Consider the following 22,308-nt stretch of genomic DNA (forward strand, 5'->3'; position numbering starts at 1 on the left):
ATGCCAGTGGAAAGCCTCGACACCGCAACCGACTTCGGCGATGTCGCGCTCTACGCCGACGGGCATCCCTTCGCCGTGCTCGACCGGCTCCGGGAAGCCGCGCCCGTGCACCGACTGTCCTCACCGGCACTGGGACATGACTTCTGGGGGATCTTCCGCGCCGAGCACGCGCGCAAGGTGCTCGCCGACGACCGCACCTTCGTCTCCGGTGTGGGGGTCTTCCCGTGGAACGGCCCGCACAATCCAGATCCCTTGCGTGGCAGCATTCTCATCGCCTCCGACGGGGAGCGGCGCGCGGCGGTGCGTGGCGCCATGAAGGGTCTGTTCGCCCGCAACGCCGTGGAATCCTGGCGTGACACCATCTCGGCGACATTGACGGGGCTGCTCACGCCGCACCTGGCAGGCGCGGTGTTCGACTTCGGCGCCGAAGTCGCGTGGCCGGCCGCGATGGCGGTGATGGCTGAGCTGGTCGGACTGCCAGCGGATCAGGCGCTGCTGGTGGGTGACCAGGTGGCGGGCATTCTCGGCGACACCGACATGGCCGACGACGTCGGTCGCGACCGTGCGCAGGCCAGCGGAACCTTCGCCCACGTCGCACAACTGCTGGACGACGCGGTGACAGAACAGATCCGCGTCGGCGCCACCGGTCTGATCGCCGCGCTGGACCAGGCCCGGACCGACGGTGTGCTGTCCCGCCGAGACGTCCTGTCCAACCTGATCGGCGTCATCGTCGGCGGCACCGAAGCGCCTCGCCTGGTCCTCACCGGGGTCGCCTTCCTGCTCGCCCGCGAATCCTCCTGGTTGGACCGGTTGCGCCGGCAGCCCGCGCTGCGCGCGGGTTTCGTCGAGGAAGCGCTGCGGTGGACCGCCCCGACCACGATGGTCGGCCGTACCGTCGCCCACGACGTCGTGCTGGCCGATCGGCGGTTGCGGGCCGGTGACGTGGTCCGGGTGATGCTCGCGGCGGCGGTCCGGGATCCCCGGCTGTACCGCGATCCACACGTGTTCGACCCGGCCCGCACCGAGCGGGCGGGATTCGCCTTCGGCCATGGCCCGCACCACTGCGTCGGCGCGGCCGTGGCCAGAGCCCAGGTCACCGCGCTGCTGGAGGTCCTGCTCAGGCTGGACGTCCGGCCCACCGTCGCCGGGCCACCCGTCGCGGCGCGCTCCAACGCCTTCGCCGGATGGCTGGGCGGACCGATGACCCTGAACCGCGCCAACCGAGAGGAAGTGCCAGCATGACCACCCAGCCCATCGAGACCGCCGCCGGCATCGAGGACGAGATCGTCGAGGTGCTCTCCGAGTTGCTGCTGCTCGACGCCGACCAGATCGACCGCTCGATCTCGTTCGGCGACATCGGCGTCGACTCCATCCTGGCCGTGGAGTTCGTCGCCGAGCTGCGGTCCCGGTTCGACATCGTCATCTCGCTGGAGACGGTGTACGAGCACGCCGACGTCCGCAACCTGGCCGTGCACATCGACCGCGTGTCGGCCGAGCGGCTGTGACGGCGGCGATGGGCGGCATCACGCGGGACAAGGTCCTCGCGGTCATCGAGGAGCAGCTGCTGCTCGCCGTTGTCGACGTGGCGCCGACCGCGATCGGGCCGGAGGCCGAGTTGGCGGCACTGGGCCTCGACTCCATCGACCGGATGGACCTGGTGGTCGCCACCGTCGAGGCGCTCGGCATCGACCCGCCGCTGCACCTGTTCGGCTCGGCCCGAAGTCTCGGCGAGCTGGCGACGCTGGTGCACCAGCAGGTGACGCCATGACCGCGGTGGTCGGCATCGAGGACCTCGGCGCCTACTTCGGTGTCGCCGTGGTCGAGGTCGCCGACGTCTTCGCCGCTCGCCGGCTCGACGCCGGCCGGATGGCCAATCTCGGGATGGCGCGCAAGAGCGTCGCGCTGCCGTGCGAGGACATCGTGACGTACGCGGTGAACGCGGCCAGGCCGGTGCTCGACCGGCTCGGGCCCGCGGGCCGGGCAAAGATCGAGACACTGGTCGTCGCCACCGAGAGCGGTGTGGACCTGGCCAAGTCGGCCGCGGCCTTCGCGCACGCCCATCTCGACCTGCCCAGGACCTGCCGGCTGTTCGAGGTCAAGCAGGCCTGTCACGGGGGTGTGGCCGCGCTGCAGGCCGTGGCGTCGATGTTGGCGGCCGGCGGTCGGTCCGGCGGCAAGGCCTTGGTCATCGCCGGGGACCTGCCCGTGCCGGCCCGCCACAGCTACGCCGAGCCCAGCCAGGGCGCGGGAGCGATCGCGGTCCTGCTGGGCGAACCTCGGCTGGCCCGGTGGTATCCGGTCCGGCACGGCCGGTTCAGCTTCGCGAACGAGGACTTCTGGCGTCCCGCGGTGGACGTCGACATGATCGACGTCGATCGCTCTGTGCTGTCCTATGTGGAATGCCTGCTCGGTTCCTTTCGAGATTTCGCCGAGCACGAGAACGTCGACTTCCGGACCTCGTTCGACGCGTTCGCGATGCACACCCCGTTTCCGGGCATGGTGCGGGGCGCGCACCGCACCGCCGCCCGCAAGCTCGCCGGCCTGGGCAACGCCGACGTGGTCACGGATTTCGACCGCAGGGTGGCGGCGTCGTTGCGGGTGCCGCGGGAGGTCGGCAACATCTATTCGGGCTGCACGCTGATGGCGGTGGCCAGCTCGCTGCGCCACCGCTCGACGAGCACCGGCCATGAGCTCGGTGTCTATTCCTACGGCGGTGGGTGCTCCTCGGAACTGCTGGCACTGACCGTGTCGGCGAACACCGACCGAGCCGCGTTCGCCGGGCCGCTGGACGATGCGCTGTCCGCGCGGGTCCCGATCGACATCGAGCGCTACGACACCATCCTCGATCAGGCCCGAGGGACGGTCCAGGGCACCGCGGCCGCCGACGCCCACATCGACACCCACGCCGACCTGATCGTCGGCGCGCAGCGGATCGGGCCGCTGCTGATGCTCGACTCCATCGCCGGCCACCGGCGGTCCTACCGCTGGTGCGACAAGGACATGACATGACCGTGGACGACGCCGTGCGCACGATCCGCAAGCCGGGACATCTGGTCGTGCTGCTCAACGACGACAGGGTCGGCAACGCCCTCACGCCCGAGCTGGTCGACCGGCTGCACCGGGCCCTTGACGAGGCCGAGGCCGACCCGGCCTGCCGGGCCGTGGTGCTCACCGCCGTCGGCGAGACCTTCTGCGCCGGCAGCGCGCTGCGCAAGCTGGACGCCGAAGGCTTCGGCGCCATGGCCACCGGCCTGTGGCGGCTGTTGTGCCGGCTGGCCGGCGGCCGGCTGCCGACCGTGGCGGTGATGGAGGGGTGGGCCACGGGCGGCGGTGTCGGCCTGGCCGCGGCCTGCGACGTGGTGATCGCCTCGCCCTCGGTGACCTGCCAGCTGACCGAGGTCTACTTCGGCATGTTGCCGACGATCATCATGCCCTGGATCGCCCGCCGCGTCGGCGAGCACCGGGCGCTGCGGATGGCCATGCTGGCCGATCGGCTCACGGCCGCCGAGGCGCACCGGGTCGGCTTGATCGACGTGCTCGACGAGTCGCCGACGACTGCGTTGCGGCGGGTGTTGGCGGCCGTGCGCCGCAGCGACCGCGACACCCTCGGCGACCTGAAGGACGTGCACAGGGTGTTGTTCCCGCCGGATGAGCGCTACGGCCTGCTCGCCGAACGCACGTTCGGCGCGCGGCTGAACGATCCGAAGGTGGCCAACCGCATTCGCGCACTGGTGAAGGAGGGACTGCTGTGACGACACAGCCGCTGATGTTCGGGCCGATCAGCGTCGAGTTCGACGCCCCGCTGGCCATCGTGCGATTCGGCGACCGCGAGCACGGCAACACGTTTCGGCGGGACTGGCTCGACAACCTGTTCGCCGCGGTCGACGCCGCCGTGGCGCGGGCCGACACCAGAGTGGTGATCGCGGCCGGCCTGCCGTCGGTGTTCTGCGCCGGCGCCACCAAGGACACGCTGGTCGGCCTCGCCGACGGGTTGCCGCTGCCCGAGTACCGGCGCTTCGCCCGGGTGCTGGCCACCTGCCCGGTGCCGGTGGTCGCCGAGATGCAGGGCCATGCCCTCGGCGGCGGACTGGTGCTCGGCTTGTACGCCGATGTGGCGGTGCTCAGCGAACGTTCCTACTACGCGGCCAATTTCCTGCAGTACGGCGTCGCGCCCTACGTCGGCGCCACCTACGTGGTCCCGGCCCGGATGGGGGAGGCGCTGGGCACCGAGATGGTGCTGACCGCGCGGGGGTATCGAGGTGTCGAGCTGAAGCGGCGGGGTTGCGGTGTCGAGGTCGTCCCGCACGACGAGGTTCCCTCCCGCAGCCGGGAGATCGCGTCGACCATCGCGCGGGCCCCACGGCGGAGCCTCGAGCTGGTCAAGCGGGAGCTGACGGCCAAGTGCCTGGCCGCTTCGGATGCCGCGATGGACCGGGAACTGGGACCGCACATGGAATCCCGGGAGCTCGGCGATGTCGCGGACCTCGCCGAGCGTGGCTACGGCGTGCTGCGAACGGCTGCCCGATGAGCACCGCGACGGTGCGCGCCGCCGCGGTGCTCACGCCCACCACCCACGACCTGGATGGCTTCGCCGGCGCGCTGTTCGCCGACAAACCGTTGGCCGAACCGCACTTCATCGATGTTCTGCACGGATCCGCGACGCGCTGTCTCGACGCTGCCGACGCCCGGCATGCGCGACGGGTCGCGGCTCGCAGCGCCACGCCGGCGCAGACCGCCGCGGTGGTGGCGTTGCGGTGCGTGCGGGAGGCCGCGTTGTCCGCGGCCGAGCTCAGCGAGTGCGCGCTGATCGTGGCTGGCAACAACCTGGCCATGCGGTATCAAGCACGCACCGTGCTCGATGACGAGTCCGGTGCTCGCCGGGTGCGCCCGACTCACGCCGTGACCCACCTGGACACCGACGTGATCGGCGTCGTCAGCGAGTTGCTGGACCTGCGAGCCGAAGGCTGGACGGTCGGCGCGGCGTCGGCCAGTGGCGCGGTCGCGGTGATTCAGGCCATGCGGCTGCTCGCCCTCGGGGCCGCGCCCCGGTGCCTGGTGGTCGCGCCGGCGGCCGAGCTGTCGGACACCGAGATCCGTGCGCTACGGGCGAGCGGCGCGCTACATCCGGAACCGGACGCGGTGTGCCGGCCGTTCGACGAGCTGCGACAGGGATTCGTGCCACGCCCGGCCGCGGCCGCGGTGGTGCTGGAGCCCGCCGAGCAGGGCTTGGCCGTGCTCCTCGGCGCCGGCCAGCGGTTGGACGCCCGGCGCGGCGCCGCACCGGACCGATCCGGACAGGCCGCGGCCATGCGGTCCGCGCTGGCGGCCGCGGGCTTGTCGCCCGCTGACATCGGCTACGTCAACGCCCACGCCACCGGGTCCGAGGCCGGCGACCGGTCCGAGGCCGACGCTCTGGCCGAGGTGTTCGGGATCGACAGCGGTCCGCTGGTGAACTCGTCCAAGGGACTGCTCGGCCACGCGCTGAGCGCGGCCGGGTTGGTCGAGCTGATCGCTTCGGTGGTGCAGTTGCGGCAGGGCCGGGCGCACTCGAACGCGGCGACCACCCGGCCCATGGCGGGCATCGGCGGCCGACTCATCGGCCGCGACGCGCTACCGCTGGACCGCCGGGTCGCGATGACCAACAGCTTCGGCTTCAGCGGGGTCAACGCGGCCATCGTGCTTGCCGACGAAGGGGAGTGGCGACGATGACGACGGCGTTTCTCTTTCCAGGACAGGGTGCGCAGCGCGCCGGCATGGGGCTGGACCTGCTCGACCGGTTCCCGGACCTCACCGCCGCCGCGTCCCAGCGCCTCGGCGAGGATGTGCGCGCCCTGTGCGCGGACGAGGCGCGTCTTGCCCTCACGCGGCATGCCCAGCCCGCCACCTACGTGGTCAGCGCGCTGGCCGCTCGCGCGGCTCAGGCCGACGGCCTGGTCATGGATCTGGCCCTCGGACACAGCCTGGGCGAGTACAACGCGCTCGAAGCGGCCGGCGCGTTCGACTTCCTCGACGGGGTCGACCTGGTCCGGCAGCGGGCGGAAATCACCGCGTCGGTCACTACCGGCGCGATGACCGCGGTGCAGGGGCTGCCGGCCGATGTGCTGCGGGCGGAACTCGTGGCCGCTGGTCTGGCCGGGGTCCAGGTGGCGAATCTCAACACGCCGGTGCAGACGGTGTTGGCCGGGCCGTCGGAGGAGATCACCGCGGCCGAGGAACTGGCCCGCCGGCTCCAGGCGATCGACATCCGACGGCTACCCATCACCGGGGCCTTCCACAGCACGCACATGCGGCTGGCCGCCACCCGGTTCGCCGCCGTGCTCGCCGACTTCCCCTTCCGCGCCCCGCGAGTGCCGGTCATCGCCAACCTGACCGCTCGCCCGCACAACGCGACCGAGATCGGCGCATCGCTCGCCGATCATCTCGTCAGTCCGGTGCGCTGGCACGAGTCGATCCTGTGGGCCGTGCGCCGCTGCCCCGACATCCGGTTCCACCAGCCCGGCCCCAGTCAGGTCCTGGTGCGAATGCTGCGGCAGATTCCCGGAGCCACGCCGGCACTGTCGGGAGCGCGGCGATGAGCCCGGCGGCGCCTGTGGCCGTCATCGGACTGTCCGCACGAGTTCCCGGCGCCGAGGACGCGGACGAGTTCTGGCGGCTGCTGGCCGCCGGCGAGCGCACCGCCCGGCCCGCGCCGCCGGCCCGGCTGCACGACTACCGCCCTGAGCTCGCCGGCGTAGCCGAGCCGGTGCTGTCCCTGATACCCGATGTCGCGGACTTCGAGCCCGGTCTGTTCGGCATCACGCCGCGGATGGCCATGTGGATGGACCCGCAGCAGCGGCTCATGCTGGAATCCGCCTGGCACGCCCTCGAATCGGCCGGCATCGCCCCGAATTCGCTGGCCGGTCGCAACGTCGCCGTGTTCGCCTCCACGACGAGCAGCGACATGCGGGACCGGATGGCCGACCGGCACCTCGTCGACCGGTACAGCGCGATCGGGTTGCTGTCCACCTTCGTCGCCAACCGCGTGTCCCACCAGTTCGATCTGCGCGGCCCCAGCATCACCCTGGACACCGCGTGCGCCGGCGGCCTGACCACCGTCGCGCAGGCCGTGTCCGGACTGCGGGCCGGTGACTTCGACCTCGCGCTGGCCGGCAGTCCGAACCTCTACCTGCACGGCCACATGCAGGCCGTCATGCAGCGGTTCGGGGCACTGTCGTCCTCAGGGCAGGCACGCTGTTTCAGCGCCGACGCGGACGGCTATGTCCGGGGCGAGGGCGTTTTCTGTCTTGTGCTCAAACTCCTTGACGACGCCATCGCGGACGGAGACCCCGTGCACGCCGTCATTCGCGGCTGCGCCCTCAACCACGACGGCCGCCGCGGCACGCTGACCCGGTCGGACCCCGGTTCGCAGGTGGAGCTGATCTCACGGGCCTTGACCCAGGCCGGCCTCGATCCCGCCGACCTCGGCTGCGTCGAGGCGCACGCGGCCGGCACCGGCAAAGGAGATCCGCTGGAGGTGCGGGCCTTGCTGGACCTGCTCGACACGCGGCCCGCGGCCGCCGGTCCCGACCGCAAGCTGTGGCTGGGCTCGATCAAGGCCAACATCGGCCACCTGGAAGGCGCGGCTGGTGCCGCCAGCCTGGCCAAGGCGGTGTTGTCCTTGCGGCACAAGGTGATTCCGTCCACACCGGGAGTGACCTCGCTGCACCCTGACATCCCGGCCGACCATCGACCGGTGGAGATCGCCACCGCCACCATGCCTTGGCCGGACGGCCGGGTGCGGCGGATCGGTGTCACCGCGTTGGGCGTCGGCGGCGCGAACGCCCACATCGTGGTGGAGGAGGCGCCCGAACTGCCCAGTGCCACGTGGCGACGGGATGAGCGCTGGCCGGTCCCGCTCAGCACGCGCACCCGGTCCAGCCTGGCCCGTCTGGCTGGCGCGCTGGGGAACTTCGTCAGCGGTGATTTCCCGGCGGTCGTCTGGACCCTGCAAACCGGCCGTGCCGCGTTGGCCTGCCGGGTGGTCATCGCCGCCGCCGACGCCGCCGAATTCGCCGCCGCCTCGGCCGCGCTGGCGCGCGGCGAACAGCATCCCCTGGTGTTCGCGGCGGATGACCCGGACCTCTTCTCGGCCGGGCTGCCCGACGCGGATGCCGCGGCTGCCGCCAGCTGGTTGGGCGGTGCGGCTGTCGACTGGTCCGAGCTGTGGCCGGCCGACCGACGGCCGCGGCGGGTGCCGTTGGCCTCCTATCCCTTTGACCGCGTGCTGTGCTGGCCCGCCGAAGCCGGGCCGCTGCGGGACGCCGAATCACTTCGGGAGTCATCGTGAGCACCGAACGAGCGGCCGTTCTGGCCGGCCTCGGCGGCTATCTGCCGCCCAGACTGGTCACCAACGACGAACTGTGCGCCGGACTGGACAGCACACCCGAATGGATCGAGTCTCGAACCGGCATCCGCGAACGCCGGCACGTCGATCCCGGCACCGCCACGTCCGACCTGGCCGTCGAGGCCGGTGCTCGCGCCTTGCGCTCGGCCGGCATTACGTCGGTGGACGTGGTCGTCGTCGCCACCACCTCGCCGGACCGCACCTGCCCGGCCACGGCCCCCGAGGTGGCCATGAGGCTTGGCGTCGGCACCGTCGCGGCCTACGACGTGGCCTCGGCCTGCGGCGGTTTCGCCTACGGCCTTGCCACCGCGTCCGGCCTGATCGCCGCCGGCATCGCCGACACCGTCCTGCTCGTCGGAGCCGAGGCGTTCTCGGTTTTCGTCGATCCGGCGGACCGCGCCACGCGGCCCATCTTCGGCGACGGCGCCGGCGCGGCCGTGCTGCGTGCCGGCCGGCCGAGCGAACCCGGCGCCATCGGCCCGTTCGACCTGGGCAGCGACGGCGAGGGCGTGGCGCTGCTGGCCGTCCCGGCCGGCGGTTCGCGGCAACACGACGGCGTCGAGCGTTATCTCGCCATGGACGGGCGGGCCGTGTACCAGAACGCCGTCAAGCGGATGACCCGATCCGCCACGGCGGTGCTCGACCGGGCCGGCTGGCCGGTGGAGACGGTGGACAGCTTCGTCGGCCACCAAGCCAACATCCGCATCCTGCACACCGTCGCCGACCGGCTCGGTGTGCCGCGCGAGCGGGCCGTGGTCAACATCGACCGCGTCGGCAACGCGCTGGCCGCGTCCATCCCGCTGGCGCTGGCCGAGGCCAACGCGCTCGGGCGCCTCACCCTTGGCGACCGGGTGCTGCTCACCGCCTTCGGCGCCGGGTTCTCGTGGGGATCGACCGTGCTCACCTGGCCCCGGCTCACCTGCGGCAATCCGTTCGACAACTGAGAAGGAGCACATCATGGACGCCATCTACGACCAGCTCGGCACGATCCTGACCGCCTCGTTCGACATCGATCCCGGCGCCCTGCGCGCGGACGCCTCGTTCGAGGAGTTGGACCTGGACTCGCTGGCCCAGGTGGAGCTGGGGGAGTTGCTGGGCGACCGGTTCGGCGTCGCCATCGACGACGACGAGTTCGCGCGGTTGTCCGGCATCTCCGAGGTGATCGACCTGCTGCGCGAGAAGGGGGCGAACGGGTGAGCGGTGCATTCGCCGCCGCGGTCACGGGTGTCGGGGTCGTCAGCGCGGCCGGCCTGGATGTCGCGGCCAACTGGTCGATGGTGCTGCGAGGCAGGTCGACCGCCCTGGCCCACGAGGACCTCGCCGGCCTGCCGGTCGACATGGCCTGCCGCGTGCCCGATTTCGACGCCGGGCGGCTGTTCGGCGGCCAACGGGCCCGCGGCATGGACCGCTATGTCCACCTCGCCTTGCTGGCCGCACGGGAAGCCGTTGCCAGCTCGGGGATCGACATCGAGACGTGGGATCCGACCCGGGTCGCGGTGGTGCTCGGCACCGGCCTGGCCGGCGTTGCGACCAGCGAGACGCAACAGTCCCGCTTGCTCGAATCGGGGCCCCACAAGGTTTCCCCGCTCACGTTGCCCATGTGCCTGTCCAACATGGCCGCCGCGCAGGTGGCCATCGAGTTCGGGGCCCGGGGGCCCAACCTGTCGGTTTCCACCGCGTGCGCCTCCGGCGCCACGGCGATCGGCGTCGGCCGGGACCTGCTGCGGGCCGGCGCCGCCGACGTGGTGATCGCCGGGGCCGCCGACGCGGCGATCACTCCGTTGCAGATCGCCGCGTTTCACCGGATTCGCGCGTTGTCACGGGGAACGGCCGGCGCCGGCACGGCCTCGCGTCCGTTCGACCGTGACCGCGACGGGTTCGTGATCGGCGAGGGCGCGGGCGTCGTCGTGATGGAACGCGAGCAGCAGGCCCAGGCGCGTGGGGCCCGCGTGCACGGCTTCGTACGCGGGTACGGCGCGAGCTGCGACGCCCACCATGTCACCGCCCCGGATCCGACCGGCGCCGGCGCGGAGCACGCGATGCGCGCCGCCCTCGCCGACGCGCACCTGCCGGCCTCCCAGGTCGTCTACGTCAATGCGCACGGCACGTCGACCCGGCTCAACGACGCGATCGAGGCCGCGGTCGTGCACCGCCTTCTCGGCGACCGTGTGGCCGTCAGCTCCACCAAGGGCGTGACCGGCCACACGCTGGGCGCCTCCGGCGCCATCGAGGCCGTCTACTCGCTACTGGCGCTGCGGGAAGGACAACTGCCGCCGACGGCCAACCTGGTGTGCCCCGACGAGTCGAACCAGCTGGACCTCGTCCGAGACACGCCGCGAGCGCATCGCGGCGAGGTGGCGATGAGCAACTCGTTCGGCTTCGGCGGCCACAACGCAGTGCTGGTGCTCACCGCGACATGACGACTTCGGGTGCAGCACCTCGTTGTCGCGGGTCAGCCCGGACCACATGCGCGATGTTTCCACGCGTTCACTGAACGGAGGTTCGATGCGCGGCGGCCAGGCGGGCCGTTCAGCCAGCAGGTCTCGCCGTCGGGCACCTGCCTCACGACGCTCGGCGACCGGACCACAAGACCTTGGCCAGAGGCCCGGAGTGTCAGCGGTTGTCCTCGCCCCGTGACCGGGCCTCCCGCTCCACCTCGGCCAGATCCGCCTGGGTGACCAGCCGCAACTCGGCTGCCCGCCGGGCGACCGCGCCCCGGACGTTCTGCAACCGCCCGGGATGTGGGGCCAGGAACGGGTCGTCGCGCACCCCGAACGCGAGCGCGGAGATGATCCGGATTGCGTCGTCCACCCGTTGCGGGCGGTGCAGGTTCCAGGCGTACCGGTGCCAGTGCAGCACCCGCTCGTAGATCTCCCGATTCGACGGCGGTCGCGGATAGTCGTCCTGGCCAACCAGCCACGGCTCGGTCAGCGCGAGCGCGACGTACCAGTCACGGCTCTTGCGGACCAGGCTCGGCCCGGCCTCGGTCTCGGTCTCGGTCGACCCGGCCGGCGGGTCCGACACAGCCGGCCGGCCGGCCGAGATCCCCTCGACCTCGATGGTGAGCAGCCGATCGGTCAGCCGGCCGGCGGCGTCCTGCCGGCCCAGCAACAGGACCAGCTGGTTCTCGCCCTCGTCCAGCAAGGCGGACATGGACCGCGTCATGCCCACCCTGCGGGCGCCGCCGGGTGCGTTGAACAGACTGGACAACTGCGCCTCGCCGGAGCCCAGCCAGCGCAGCGTCACCCTGGTGTCGGCCACCACGAGCTCACCGAGCTGCCGGGAGACGTGCGGTGGGCAGTCCGGCAGGGTCATGGCGACCCAGCCGGGTCCGGGCGAGAGCTGCGGAGCCCGTCCGAACACCAGCGTTTCCCCCGGGCCCAGGACCACGTCGGGCAGTCCGGCACCCCGCACGGTCACCAGCGGCATGGCATTCCTCGCATCATCGGCAGGTCGGCGCCGGGCCGTGGTCGGGCCCGAGTTTGGCCCACTGCTGGGCCAGGGTGGCACGGTCGACCAGACCGCACAGGGCACGCAGGGCGTCATCGGTGTCCACGTCCCAGAGCCGGGTGGCGCCGTCCGCGCTGGCGGTGGCGACGCGCTGCCCGCTCGGGTCGAACGCGACATCGTTGAGGATGCCGCCGGACCGGTCGAGTTGGGCGATCGGCTGCAACGTCCGGACGTCCCAGAGGCGTAGCACCGTGTCCAGCGCGATGGTGGCGAGGGTGGCGCCGTCCGGGCTGAACGCGATCTGGCGCACGCCGGCGCCGGCGTTGTGGGCGATGGCGCCGACCGGTTGGCCGTCCCCCACCCGCCAGAACCGCACGAGGTTGTCGTTGCCGCCGGAAGCCAGGATCTTGCCGTCCGGGCTGTACGCCACGGAGGTGACGGGACCGTCATGCCCGCGCAGCGTCTGCCACGCGGCCGCGGGATCGGCCATGTCCCACAACCCGATCCGGCCGCCGAGCATCGCCACCGCCAGCGTGTGGCCGTCCGGGCTGAACGCGACGTTGCCGGGCGAGTTGCCCGTCGTGCCGATGCCGGGGATGTCGTTGTGCGGCTCCTGCGCGGTGGCGTGCTGGGCCAGCACGGACAGATCCGCCGTCTTGAGCAGCAGCACCTTGTCCTGAGTGGCATCGTTGGTCGTCGTGTTGGCCGACACCGCGATCTTGGCGCCGTCCGGGCTGAACGCGACGCTCATGAGGTTGGTGTCAGGCACGACGTATCGGTGAAGTTCGGCGCCGGTCGCCGGATCCCAGACGACGAGCGTGCCGTTCTTGTCGGCCGTCGCCAGTTCGCGGCCGTCCGGGCTGAACACGGCGGAATCCACCTCGGCGTCGTCACCGGTGAGCGACCGGACCAAGCCCTCGGTTGTGGTGTCCCACAACCGTATCGAGTTGTCGCCGGTGGCGGTCACCAGGAGATGGCCGCGCGGCTGGAAGGCCGTCGCGGTGACGGCGGCGGTCGTGATGGCGGGCAGGATCGACCGACCCAGCGCCCACACCGCGATGGGGCCGGCATAGGTGGAGCCCACCATGGTGTGCCCGTCCGCGGTCAGCGCGAGGCCGCCGACGAGCGACTGGCCCGGCGGCGTCAGGTCCTGGAGCAGTTGACCGGTCTCGGTGTCCCATACCTGCACCTGCTCGCCGGTTTTGCCACCGCTGGCCACCACCAACCGGCCGTCCGGGGACACGCGCGCCTCGCCCCCGTCCAGATCGCTCGACGCCGCCCGCAACGCCTGGGCCTGGGTCCAACTGCTGGTGCGCCACACCTGCACCGCGCCGTCGGACGTGCAGCTGACCACCTGATCGGCGTTCCGGTCGAAGTCCACGGACATGACGAAGCCGCTGGTGGCGGCGGAGAGGGTGGCGAGCTTCGTGCCGTCGGACACCCGGTACACGTCGATGTCCTTCTGGTCGCCCACGGCGATCATGGCGCCGTCCGGGCTGAACTTCATCGCGGCCGACGCGGTCACCGGGAGCAGGGCCAGTCGCGCGAACGAACTCGTGTCCCAGATCCCCAGGCCTTGCGTGGTGGCCGCGGCGAACAGCCGACCGTCGGCCGAGACGGCGCCGGCCGTGGACTCCCCGCCCGGCGGGGTGAAGATCTTCGCCCGGCGGCCGAGGTCCCACAGGCTCGCCATGCGCGAATCGGCGTCCAGCGCGACCAACAGCCGGCCGTCAGCGGACATCGACGTCGCGTGGTACCACGAGCCGTTCGTGGCCAGGGTGGCCACGGCCCGCCGGTTCGGGACGTCCCACAAGCGCAGTGTGCCGTCCTGTCCGCCGCTGACCGCGACCCGCCCGTCGGCGCTGACCGTCACCGAGGTCGCGGCGCTGGTGTGGCCCGCCATCTCGCCCCGGAAGCTGTCCTGCTGGGCATTCAGCACCGCGCTGCGGGCCTCGACGGTCTGGCCGGCCTGCCAAGCGCCCAGCGCGGACAACCCCAGCCGCAAGGGGTCGACGCCTCGGTAGAGCTCGGACTCGGCGGCCAGCTGCCGGGACAGGCTGACCCGGCCGGCGGCCTCGGCCTGGGCCTGCTGGTTCAGCGCGTCCTGGCGGAGCCGGGTGGCCACCACCACCGTGACCGACGCGACGACCAGCAGCACCGACAGCGCGGCCACCAACACACGCAGCCGTCTGGTCCGGCGCCGGGTGGCCAGCGCGGCGGCCTGCTCGGCGGCACTCGACCGGGCCAGGAAGTCCTGCTCGACGGGATGCAGCCGCACCCGGCCGCCCGCCGACTCCAGCCAGGAGGTCAGCGTGGCCAGCCGGACCCCACGGTAGAGGTCGTCGGCCTGCTCGCCGGACTCCACCCAGGCCTGGACCGCCTCGGCGAACCGGCGGTGCTGGACCAGGCCGGCGCGGTCCTCGTCGATCCAGTCCCGCAGCCGGGGCCACGCCGACAGCAACGCCTCGTGGGCCAGCCTGGCCCCGAACTCGTCGACGGTCACCAGCCGGGCGGCAATCAGCCGGTCCAGCACCTCGGCCCCGCCGGCCGCCGCGACGAGTTCACCCGGATCGACCCGGCGCCGGGCGAGCGCGCCGTCCTCGGACACCGCCACCAACCCCAGCAGCATCGTGCGCAACGCCCGCTGGATGGCCGGGTCGAGCTGGGCGTAGATCTCCTCGGCGGTGCGGGCCACCGCCCCGGCGATCCCGCCCGCGAGCCGGTACGCGGCCAACGTCAGGACGCGTTCGTCACTGCGATTCCATGTCTCCCGTAAGGCGTGCGCCAGCCGGGGCAACGCCCCCGGGTCGTAGCCGGCGTCGCCGTGCACGCCGAGGTCGGCTATCAGCCGTTCGGCCAACCCCGGCTCGACCTCGACCCCGACATCGTGGGCGGGCCGCACGATCGCCTCGCGCAGCGCCACCGTGTCCATCGGGCCCAGCAGCACCGGCGAGTTCAGCGCCGGCACCAGCGGGGCCAACTCGATGCACCGTTCGACCTGATCGGCCCGGACGGCCAGCACGACCAGTGCCGGCTGGGCATTGGCCAGCGCCGTGGCGAACGCCCGCCGCACCGGCTCCGGGACGCCGTGCGTGAACAACTCCTCGAACTGGTCGACCACGATCACCGGGCGAATCGGGTCCGAACCGACCTCGCCCGCGCACAGCGCGCCGAACTCGGCCGGCGCATCCCGGATCACCGCGGCCCAGTGCTCGGCGATGACGCTGGTGCGGGCGGCGAGCGCGGTCGCCAAGGCGCCGATCGGGTCCGCGCCCGGCGTGAGCACGATCTGCGGCCAGGCCCGCTGGTCCGACCGGTCGGCGGCGGCTATCGCCGGCAGCAGACCGGCGCACAGCACCGACGACTTGCCCGCCCCGGACGCGCCGATCAGCACCACCGGCTCCCCGGTGTCGAGCTGTTCGGCCAGTCGTACCAACAGATCCGCCACCACGCGGGAGCGCCCATGGAACCAGTCGGCGTCCGCGCGGTCGAACCCGCGCAGCCCGGGGTAGGGGCAGGGCGGTGGTTGGTCGGGTCGCGGCCGCGCGGCCGGCTCACGGTCGGCCGTGGCCCGCAGGATGGCGCGAACCAGGTGCGCCTGATCCCGTTCGCGGGCGGCCGGACCGAGCCGCGTCGGGCTCGGGGCCAGCCGCGTCTCGCCCGCGTAGGACGCCGACCGCGCCGCCGTCATCAGCGCGGTCGCGGTCGGAAAGCGACGCGCCGGATCCTTGGCCAGGCCGCGCATCACGACCGTGTCGAGGGCGGGCGTGACGGTCGGTGCGAACACCGACGGCGCCGGTGGCGGTTGGAGCAGGTGCGCGGCCACCTTGGCGGCCGGATCGATGGCCGGATGGGGCAACCGTCCGGTGAGGCACTCGAACAGGACGCACGCCAACGAGTACTGGTCGGCGCGACCGTCCACCGGTCCGCCGGACAACCGTTCCGGCGCCATGTAGTCCCATGATCCGAGCAGTTGTCCCGACGCGGTGAGCGCGGTCGCCTCCGGGGTGGCGTCCCGCGCGATGCCGAAGTCGGCGAGGAAGGCGTGCCCGTCCCGGTCGATGAGAATGTTCGACGGCTTGACGTCGCGGTGGACCAGCCCGTCCGCGTGCGCCGCGTCCAAGGCCGCCGCGACCTGGGTGAGCAACTGGACCGCCCGATCCGGGTCGACCGTGCCGGCGCCAGCGGCGCGGCGCAGGTCGGTCCCGTCGACCAGCATCATGTCCAGGAACAGCTGCCCGTCGATCTCGCCGAAGTCGTTGACCGGGATCACGTTCGGGTGGCGCAGACCCGCCACGATCCGCGCCTCACGCCGGAACCGGGCGCGAAACTCGTGTTCCGCCAAGGACACCGGCAACCGCTTGAGCGCGATCACCCGGTCGTGCCTGATGTCGTGAGCGCGGTGCACCACACCCATGCCACCCTGACCGAGCAGCCCCAGAATGCGATACGGCCCGAACTCCGCCGACGTGGACTCCTCGGAACTTGCCGCACCGGAAACCATTGGCACACTCCGGAAACCAAGGCTCGACCTGGCCGGCAGCCTACCCGTGATCCGGCCCCCGATCGAGCCCGGCGACGGGACACCGCGGAAACCGGAAGTTTCCACTGGTCGTGGTCACGGGCCCGCTTCCACCATTGCTCCAGCACGAAGAAACCACGTGAGGAGCGTCGTAATGAACGAGCTCGCGAGCGACACGAAGCAGGCCTTGATGCCCCGTCCGCTCCGCGTCGCCGTGGCCATCCTTGTCCTCCAGTCGCTCGGCAACGGCGTGCTGGGCTTGCTGATCGTCGACAACCTCGACCGGATCACCAGGCACGGCGGCGCACCGAGCGAGGCCGGCCTGGCGTACCTCGCCGGCTACGCCGGCATGGCGATCGCCTTGGTGCTACTGGTCTGTGTCGTGTTCACCCTGCGTCCGCGGGTGTGGGTGCGGCCGGTTGTCGCCACCGTCGAGGTGATCACCATCATCGGCGGTCTGGTCACGGTGTTCAGCGGCACGGTGACCGGGGCATTGGCCGTGCTGCTCGCCTTCACCGTCATCCGCGTGCTGATGACCGACGACGTGCAGGCCTGGTACGCGCAGGGCAGCATCTGGCGGTGATCCCGCCGGCAGTCACGAAATCCAGTTGATAGGGAAGGGATCGAGTCATGTTTGACCCCCGTTCCGCCGAATTCCCTGGGCCGCAAGCCGCATCCGTCGGTCCGCAACCGGCCGCGGGCGCGCCGTCCGCGCAGCCGCCGGAGTTCCACCACGACCCGCGCTTCGCCCCGATGCCCGCTCCGACCCCGCCGGAAGCGACGAGCCCGACGCCGCCGGCGAGCGGCCGGAGCCGAACTTCCCTTGCCGTGGTGGCCGCCGTGGTTGCGTGCGCCTTGGCGGCGGCCGGCACGACGCTCGTGCTCTACCTGAACGAGCAGACCACCAACGCCGGCCTGCACGAGCAGCTCGACCAACGACAACGGTCGTTGACCGACGCGAACCAGAAGCTGTCGGCCGCGAACGTGCGCATCGACCGGCTCGACGCCCAGGCTGACAGCCTCAACAGCCAGATCAGTTCACTGACGGCGAGCAACAACGGCCTGACCGCGTGCGTGGCCGCTGTGAAGACCTTGTTCGTCACCCTGAACACCGATCCCGGCTCACCTGACCTCATGCAGTTGGCCCGCACCGTCGACACCACCTGCGGCTTCTGACCCATTGTCCATTGTGGATGGCCGTGTGACCTGGCCGTCCATAATGGACATACGGTCCTGGCCGGGCTCCGCCGACCACGCCCGATACCTGCCGGCGGACAGTTCGACGTGCAGGGTGGCCGGCCGGCCTTCGGCGCCTATCGGGGGTGCGCTGCCTGGAACTGTGCGATCACCTCGGCCGGGATGGGCCCACGGCTGGAGATCTGCGTGCCGTTGGACCGAGCCCACTCCCGCATTGTCTGGAACGGTTCCTGGTCGGCGCCGGCGGCGCGCCGCTTCTGCCCGCCGACGCGGCGGCCGCGGGCGATGTGCTCGGCCAGTGTGTCGCGCAGCTTCGCGGCGTTCTCCCGGGACAGGTCGATGGTGTACTCCACGCCGTCCAAGGCGAAAGTCACGCTTTCGCCGGCCCTGCTGCCGTCCAGGTCGTCGATCAGTTCGACGACCGTTTTCTGTGCCATGGTCGAGGGCTCCCGTGGTTGAAGGTGCACGTACGGTTGTACCGGCCCGTGACGTGGTTTCGCTGCCCGCGGTGTCACTCGAACGGGTGGGAGTTGCGGATGGTCGCCCGGAAACGCGCGGCGCCGAAGAGGGCGAGCCCGTCGGCGATGGACATCGGCGTCTACCCGAGTCGGCGAAGCCGCCGGCGGTCGGCCGGCCCCAGCTCGGCGGTCATGCCGGTCTCGCTCCACCAACCCCAGCCGATCGACACCGCGGGCAGGCCGGCGGCGGCTCGATGCCGGGCCAGTGCGTCGAGAGAGGCGTTGGCGGCGGCGTGCACGACGCCGGTCAGCGGATGCGGCCGAGGATCGCGTACATCGCCCCCGTGATGGTGAAGCCGACGAGGAAGGTGATGTCGCCGACCTGCGGCATGGCCTTGGGCACCGGCGCGAGGTAGAGCGACTGGTTCGCGAAGAACACGATCGAGACCACAGCGCCGGTCAGGAACGACACCAGCCCCGGCCAGCCGATGCGCGAGCGGTCGGCGAGTAGGGGAGCGACGTCCTGGCCGGTGCGCAGCCACTGGTCGACGAGGATCACGGCCAGCCAGGGCGCGATCCAGTAGGAGATGACCAGCAGGAAGTTCTCGTACGCCGCGCCAGCGTCGGACAGGCCGAGCAGGGCGAGCACGAAGCCGACGGCGCCGAAGCCGAGCGCGACGATCGCCCGCCGCCAGGCCAGCGGCAGCGTGATGCCCAGGGTGAGGAACGCCAACGCGCCCGAGTAGACGTTGAGCGCGTTCGCCGCGACGGCCCCGAGCACGATCGCCAGCAGCGTGATCGCCGCCAGCCAGCCCGGCAGGTGGCCGGTGAAGGCGGCCGTCGGAGTCTCGTCGGCGCCGCCGCCGATGGTCGCGGCCGCGGCGCCGACGGCCATCAGCACGCTGCATGACAGGAACAGGCCCAGCGCGGCGAACCAGCCGACCGCCCGGCCGCTGACCGTGGCGGGCAGATAGCGCGTGTAGTCGGCGGCGTAGGGATTCCAGCCGGCCGCATAGCCGAACGCCGCGCCGGTGGTGAGCAGGAAGCCGCCGACGCCGCCGCTGCCGCCCGGCGCGTTCGGGTGCGACTGGGCGAAGGTGACTACGGCGACGATCGCGAAGATCACCGCCAGCACGGCGAAGACGTACTTCTCGTAGGCCTGAACCAGGTTGTGGCCGAAGAACGCGATGCCGATCTGGATCGCCACGACCACGGCGAGGCTGGCCGGCAGGGGCAGCGCGGTCAGCGTGTTGAGGGCGAACGCGCCGCTGACGCTGTTCACGGCGAACCAGCCGATGCCGGCCGTGACCGACATCAGCGTGGCTGGCACGAGGTTTCCCCAGTAGCCGAACCCGAGTCGGCTCAGCACCATCTGCGGCACGCCGTACCGTGGACCGCGGGCGGAAAGCACGCCGTGGGTCAGCGCGCCGAGGCCGTTGCCGAGCGCGATCGCGGCCAGCGCCGGCCAGAACGGCAGGCCGAACACCGACACCGCCAGCACCCCGACGAAAATCGTGGCGAACTCCAGGTTCGGCGAGGACCACGTCCAGAACAGCTGACGTGGTGTGCCGTGTCTGTCCTGGGCCGCGATGGGCTCGATGTCGCCGGGTTCGACGGCGACGACCCGGTCGCCGTACTCGCCCGGACGCGCCGGTCCTGCCGCCGAGACCGCCATGGCGCGCCTCCTCTGCTCGCTTCGACGCCGGAACGCTAGACCAGCGATGTTTCGACCGGGTAAGCCCCTTTCCCGGTGCGCGGACACGACGTCAGTCGAGGCCTTCGATGATGCGAAAGTCGCGCTCGAAGCCGTCGGGGAGTTCGGCCAGCGCCTCCTGGTAGGCCGCACTCGCGCGCGCGGCGACCGCCTGTTCGAAGCTGTCGAACTCGATCAGGACAACGCGCTCGGCGATTCCGGCTTCGTGTGCGACGACCCGGCTGCCGCCGCGGGCGAGCACCCGCCCGCCCGCGGCCTTGACGGCTGGACGGGCCAGTTCGTTGTAGGCATCAAGCCTCTCGGGGTCCGCGATGGCGGGATAGACGCTGACCCAGTAGCCCTTGGCCACGGCTCCTCCTGCGTTCGGGATTGATGATCAGAAACATACCCAGGTCGCCGAAGCCCTCGCCCCGTGATTTACGGTCGTCAACTACGACCGTCGTGGTCGCGGAGCCGGCGGCGACGTCCATCCCTGTGCCCGTGACCGCCATCGAGTTCTGGCGGTCCAGACGCCGAGCAGCGAGCTGGGAAACGTTCAGGGTGCGGGAGGCGCCGTCGGCCGGAAGCAGGCCGTCGTGACGGCGGCGAGCGCGGCGACGGCCACGCCGAACCCCACGCCGGCCGTGCGCAGGCCGACCAGCTGCGCCGCCAGGCCCTCTCCCACGACTGGCGCGGAGATGGCGACGTAGGCGACGACGAAGAAGCTGGACGCGACCTCGGCGCGCCGGTCGGGTGGGCTTGCCGCGGTCAGCAGCGCGAGCGCGGCGCGGAAGGTGGTGCCCTGGCCGAGTCCGGCGAGGGTTGTGGCGACGAGCAGGAGTGGAAGCGACCCGACCGCGAGGGCTCCGGCGAGCACCAGCGCGCCGAGGGCCAGGGTGCCCGATCCGACCGGCAGGGCGTGCGCGCGCAGTCGTGGGACCAGAACGGCCTGGCCGAAGGTCGACGCCACGAGCAGCCAGCAGACCAGGAGGCCGGCCGGCGCGGGGGCGGGGACGGCGAGCAGTGTGCGCAGGAACAGCGGTGTCACGGCGGTGAACAGGCCCAGCACGGCGAAACTGGCGAAACCGGCGACCGCGGCCTTGGCGAAGGTCGTCCGCATCGGAGCGGGCACCGCCAGGCGCGTGATGCGCAGTTCACGCGGGCTGCGGACGGTGACGGGCTCGGGTATCGCCTTGATGCCCCAGCCCACCGCGAGGACCAGCAGCAGGTGGACCAGGAAGGGCAGGCGCAGTGGGCCGGGTGCGTACTGCGCCAGGAGACCGGACACGAGCGGTCCAGCGCCGAGCCCGCCCATGTTGGCCACCGCCGCGACCAGGGTGGCGCGGCCACGGTCATCGTCGAAGTCGACGAGGGTGGCTGTCGCGGTGCCGGTGAAGATGCCCGCCGACAGCCCGGACAGCAGTCGCGCCGCGATCAGCGTCCCGACGTCGTCGGCGACGAGGAACAGGATCGCGCTCAACGCGGCGCAGGCCAGGCCGGGGATCAGGGTGCGCCGTCGCCCGATCACGTCCGACGCGCGGCCGACGAGCAGGAGCGCGGCCAGGACGCCGACCGCGTAGGCGGCGAAGACGACGGTCGTGGTGAGCGTCGAGAAGCCCATCGCGCGCTGGTAGAGCGGGTACAGCGGAGTGGGCAGGGTGGTGCCGGACATCGTCACGGCGAAGGCCGCCGCGACGATCCGGAACGCCGCCCGGCGCGACGTCACCGGTCGCGGTCGACCGGCTGGACCGGCTCGCATGCGACTCCTCGCTCGGCACGCCGCGGCGGCCACTGGACGGAAACATTAATGGCTACGTTGTAGCCGATATTGTCGGGCACGGTCAAGCCCGGACATACTTGACGCGTGCCACCATCCCCGAACAGCCGCGGCGCGACCTCCGCCGGCCGACGCGCCCCCGGCCGCCCGGCAATGCCGCGCGAGCAGATCGTCGCGGCGGCGCTGGCGATCCTCGACGAAGAAGGCGCCGACGCGCTGTCCCTGCGTGCCCTGGCCCAGCGGCTGGAGTCGAGCACGGCGACGCTGTACCGGCACTTCGACAGCCGCGCGGACCTGCTCGCGCAGGTGGTCGACCGCATCTTCGGCGAGATCGACGTCGACCCAGAACAAGCGGCGACCTGGCAGGACGCGTGCGGCGCGCTGGCGGCGGCGATGTTCGAGGTGCTGCGCAGGCATCGCAACGCGGCCCCGCTGATCGGCGAGCACGTCCCCGTCGGCCCCAACGCCCTGCTGCACCGCGAGCGCGCCCTGGCGCTCCTGCTCGCCGCGGGGTTCTCGCCCGCGTTGGCGGCGCGGGCCTACTCGACGCTGGCTCGGCACGTGCTCGGCTTCGCGATGCAGCTGAACCAGGACGCCGCCGCCCAGCGCCGTGAGGACACCGACGTGTCCGCCCGGCTACACCGACTGGACCCGGACCGGTTCCCGGCCACGGTCGCCGTCGCCGACGCGCTCCCGGTGGCCCTGGAAGACGAGTTCGAATTCGGGCTGCGGCTGATCATCACGGGCCTGGAAGCGGTCCGGACCGGCGACGCCCGCGCCTGACCCGACCACACCCCGACGGCCCGCTTGACCGCCGCTCCGTATTAC

At 71.8% G+C, this 22,308-nt stretch carries 22 protein-coding genes; 15 read left to right on the forward strand and 7 right to left on the reverse strand.

Annotation, left to right across the window (positions count from 1 at the left end; translation table 11 throughout):
- From ACIG5F_RS20285 to ACIG5F_RS20340, 12 genes are read left to right on the forward strand one after another with little or no spacing between them, the layout of a single operon-like run.
- Positions 1-1,242 (forward strand): cytochrome P450, encoded by a 1,242-nt coding sequence (locus ACIG5F_RS20285; protein WP_396519518.1) that lies wholly within the window; start codon positions 1-3, stop codon positions 1,240-1,242.
- On the forward strand, positions 1,239-1,505 hold the full coding sequence (locus ACIG5F_RS20290) for an acyl carrier protein (RefSeq protein ID WP_396519520.1): 267 nt from the start codon (positions 1,239-1,241) through the stop codon (positions 1,503-1,505). The genes ACIG5F_RS20285 and ACIG5F_RS20290 overlap by 4 nt, the downstream gene beginning before the upstream one ends.
- Positions 1,502-1,768 carry an acyl carrier protein gene (locus tag ACIG5F_RS20295; protein WP_396519522.1) on the forward strand — a complete coding sequence of 89 codons (267 nt, stop codon included), beginning with the start codon at positions 1,502-1,504 and terminating at the stop codon, positions 1,766-1,768. The genes ACIG5F_RS20290 and ACIG5F_RS20295 overlap by 4 nt, the downstream gene beginning before the upstream one ends.
- On the forward strand, positions 1,765-3,009 hold the full coding sequence (locus ACIG5F_RS20300; protein WP_396519524.1) for a hydroxymethylglutaryl-CoA synthase family protein: 1,245 nt from the start codon (positions 1,765-1,767) through the stop codon (positions 3,007-3,009). The genes ACIG5F_RS20295 and ACIG5F_RS20300 overlap by 4 nt, the downstream gene beginning before the upstream one ends.
- Positions 3,006-3,752, forward strand: coding sequence for an enoyl-CoA hydratase/isomerase family protein (locus tag ACIG5F_RS20305; RefSeq protein ID WP_396519526.1), 747 nt, complete (start codon positions 3,006-3,008; stop codon positions 3,750-3,752). The genes ACIG5F_RS20300 and ACIG5F_RS20305 overlap by 4 nt, the downstream gene beginning before the upstream one ends.
- Positions 3,749-4,528 (forward strand): polyketide synthase, encoded by a 780-nt coding sequence (locus ACIG5F_RS20310; RefSeq protein WP_396519528.1) that lies wholly within the window; start codon positions 3,749-3,751, stop codon positions 4,526-4,528. Before ACIG5F_RS20305 ends, ACIG5F_RS20310 begins: the two co-directional genes overlap by 4 nt.
- The gene (locus ACIG5F_RS20315) at positions 4,525-5,709 is read left to right on the forward strand and encodes a beta-ketoacyl synthase N-terminal-like domain-containing protein (protein ID WP_396519530.1); all 1,185 of its coding nucleotides are present in this window, start codon (positions 4,525-4,527) and stop codon (positions 5,707-5,709) included. Before ACIG5F_RS20310 ends, ACIG5F_RS20315 begins: the two co-directional genes overlap by 4 nt.
- Positions 5,706-6,575 (forward strand): ACP S-malonyltransferase, encoded by an 870-nt coding sequence (locus tag ACIG5F_RS20320; protein WP_396519532.1) that lies wholly within the window; start codon positions 5,706-5,708, stop codon positions 6,573-6,575. The genes ACIG5F_RS20315 and ACIG5F_RS20320 overlap by 4 nt, the downstream gene beginning before the upstream one ends.
- Complete coding sequence (locus ACIG5F_RS20325; protein ID WP_396519534.1) at positions 6,572-8,326, forward strand: beta-ketoacyl synthase N-terminal-like domain-containing protein; 1,755 nt, start codon at positions 6,572-6,574, stop codon at positions 8,324-8,326. The genes ACIG5F_RS20320 and ACIG5F_RS20325 overlap by 4 nt, the downstream gene beginning before the upstream one ends.
- A complete protein-coding gene (locus ACIG5F_RS20330; protein ID WP_396519536.1) occupies positions 8,323-9,327 on the forward strand; it encodes a beta-ketoacyl-ACP synthase III in 1,005 nt (334 codons plus the stop codon). The genes ACIG5F_RS20325 and ACIG5F_RS20330 overlap by 4 nt, the downstream gene beginning before the upstream one ends.
- Positions 9,328-9,340: 13 nt before the next feature.
- On the forward strand, positions 9,341-9,580 hold the full coding sequence (locus ACIG5F_RS20335) for an acyl carrier protein (RefSeq protein ID WP_396519538.1): 240 nt from the start codon (positions 9,341-9,343) through the stop codon (positions 9,578-9,580).
- The gene (locus tag ACIG5F_RS20340) at positions 9,577-10,803 is read left to right on the forward strand and encodes a beta-ketoacyl-[acyl-carrier-protein] synthase family protein (protein ID WP_396519540.1); all 1,227 of its coding nucleotides are present in this window, start codon (positions 9,577-9,579) and stop codon (positions 10,801-10,803) included. The genes ACIG5F_RS20335 and ACIG5F_RS20340 overlap by 4 nt, the downstream gene beginning before the upstream one ends.
- A 193-nt stretch (positions 10,804-10,996) precedes the next feature.
- Here ACIG5F_RS20340 and ACIG5F_RS20345 read toward each other — a convergent pair whose 3' ends face one another.
- Together ACIG5F_RS20345 and ACIG5F_RS20350 are read right to left on the reverse strand one after the other, a co-directional pair.
- Positions 10,997-11,803 carry a hypothetical protein gene (locus ACIG5F_RS20345; protein WP_396519542.1) on the reverse strand — a complete coding sequence of 269 codons (807 nt, stop codon included), beginning with the start codon at positions 11,801-11,803 and terminating at the stop codon, positions 10,997-10,999.
- A gap of 22 nt (positions 11,804-11,825) precedes the next feature.
- Complete coding sequence (locus ACIG5F_RS20350) at positions 11,826-16,337, reverse strand: protein kinase (RefSeq protein ID WP_396519544.1); 4,512 nt, start codon at positions 16,335-16,337, stop codon at positions 11,826-11,828.
- A 172-nt stretch (positions 16,338-16,509) separates the two neighbouring features.
- Here ACIG5F_RS20350 and ACIG5F_RS20355 point away from each other — a divergent pair, with 172 nt between their 5' ends.
- Positions 16,510-16,938: a hypothetical protein gene (locus tag ACIG5F_RS20355; RefSeq protein WP_396519546.1), complete on the forward strand. Its 429-nt coding sequence runs from the start codon at positions 16,510-16,512 to the stop codon at positions 16,936-16,938.
- A gap of 248 nt (positions 16,939-17,186) precedes the next feature.
- Positions 17,187-17,531 carry a hypothetical protein gene (locus ACIG5F_RS20360; RefSeq protein ID WP_396519548.1) on the forward strand — a complete coding sequence of 115 codons (345 nt, stop codon included), beginning with the start codon at positions 17,187-17,189 and terminating at the stop codon, positions 17,529-17,531.
- Between the two features lie 137 nt (positions 17,532-17,668).
- Here ACIG5F_RS20360 and ACIG5F_RS20365 read toward each other — a convergent pair whose 3' ends face one another.
- From ACIG5F_RS20365 to ACIG5F_RS20385, 5 genes are all read right to left on the reverse strand, one after another.
- Positions 17,669-17,989, reverse strand: coding sequence for an Lsr2 family protein (locus tag ACIG5F_RS20365; protein WP_396519550.1), 321 nt, complete (start codon positions 17,987-17,989; stop codon positions 17,669-17,671).
- Between the two features lie 161 nt (positions 17,990-18,150).
- On the reverse strand, positions 18,151-18,309 hold the full coding sequence (locus ACIG5F_RS20370; protein ID WP_396519552.1) for a KR domain-containing protein: 159 nt from the start codon (positions 18,307-18,309) through the stop codon (positions 18,151-18,153).
- A gap of 8 nt (positions 18,310-18,317) precedes the next feature.
- On the reverse strand, positions 18,318-19,685 hold the full coding sequence (locus ACIG5F_RS20375) for a purine-cytosine permease family protein (RefSeq protein WP_396519554.1): 1,368 nt from the start codon (positions 19,683-19,685) through the stop codon (positions 18,318-18,320).
- A gap of 91 nt (positions 19,686-19,776) precedes the next feature.
- Positions 19,777-20,073 carry a DUF1330 domain-containing protein gene (locus ACIG5F_RS20380; protein ID WP_396519556.1) on the reverse strand — a complete coding sequence of 99 codons (297 nt, stop codon included), beginning with the start codon at positions 20,071-20,073 and terminating at the stop codon, positions 19,777-19,779.
- A 186-nt stretch (positions 20,074-20,259) separates the two neighbouring features.
- A complete protein-coding gene (locus tag ACIG5F_RS20385; protein WP_396519557.1) occupies positions 20,260-21,429 on the reverse strand; it encodes an MFS transporter in 1,170 nt (389 codons plus the stop codon).
- A 138-nt stretch (positions 21,430-21,567) separates the two neighbouring features.
- Here ACIG5F_RS20385 and ACIG5F_RS20390 point away from each other — a divergent pair, with 138 nt between their 5' ends.
- Complete coding sequence (locus ACIG5F_RS20390) at positions 21,568-22,263, forward strand: TetR/AcrR family transcriptional regulator (RefSeq protein WP_396519560.1); 696 nt, start codon at positions 21,568-21,570, stop codon at positions 22,261-22,263.
- The last annotated feature ends 45 nt before the right edge of the window (positions 22,264-22,308 follow it).

It is taken from the genome of Kutzneria sp. NPDC052558, from assembly GCF_044547355.1.
Lineage (GTDB): Bacteria > Actinomycetota > Actinomycetes > Mycobacteriales > Pseudonocardiaceae > Kutzneria.

Bases quoted from the DNA above. Each gene is read 5' to 3' on its own strand.
- ACIG5F_RS20285 (WP_396519518.1), top strand. From the start codon at position 1: ATGCCAGTGGAAAGCCTCGACACCGCAACCGACTTCGGCGATGTCGCG.
- ACIG5F_RS20290 (WP_396519520.1), top strand. From the start codon at position 1,239: ATGACCACCCAGCCCATCGAGACCGCCGCCGGCATCGAGGACGAGATC.
- ACIG5F_RS20300 (WP_396519524.1), top strand. From the start codon at position 1,765: ATGACCGCGGTGGTCGGCATCGAGGACCTCGGCGCCTACTTCGGTGTC.
- ACIG5F_RS20305 (WP_396519526.1), top strand. From the start codon at position 3,006: ATGACCGTGGACGACGCCGTGCGCACGATCCGCAAGCCGGGACATCTG.
- ACIG5F_RS20315 (WP_396519530.1), top strand. From the start codon at position 4,525: ATGAGCACCGCGACGGTGCGCGCCGCCGCGGTGCTCACGCCCACCACC.
- ACIG5F_RS20320 (WP_396519532.1), top strand. From the start codon at position 5,706: ATGACGACGGCGTTTCTCTTTCCAGGACAGGGTGCGCAGCGCGCCGGC.
- ACIG5F_RS20325 (WP_396519534.1), top strand. From the start codon at position 6,572: ATGAGCCCGGCGGCGCCTGTGGCCGTCATCGGACTGTCCGCACGAGTT.
- ACIG5F_RS20335 (WP_396519538.1), top strand. From the start codon at position 9,341: ATGGACGCCATCTACGACCAGCTCGGCACGATCCTGACCGCCTCGTTC.
- ACIG5F_RS20350 (WP_396519544.1), bottom strand. From the start codon at position 16,337: ATGGTTTCCGGTGCGGCAAGTTCCGAGGAGTCCACGTCGGCGGAGTTC.
- ACIG5F_RS20355 (WP_396519546.1), top strand. From the start codon at position 16,510: ATGAACGAGCTCGCGAGCGACACGAAGCAGGCCTTGATGCCCCGTCCG.
- ACIG5F_RS20365 (WP_396519550.1), bottom strand. From the start codon at position 17,989: ATGGCACAGAAAACGGTCGTCGAACTGATCGACGACCTGGACGGCAGC.
- ACIG5F_RS20375 (WP_396519554.1), bottom strand. From the start codon at position 19,685: ATGGCGGTCTCGGCGGCAGGACCGGCGCGTCCGGGCGAGTACGGCGAC.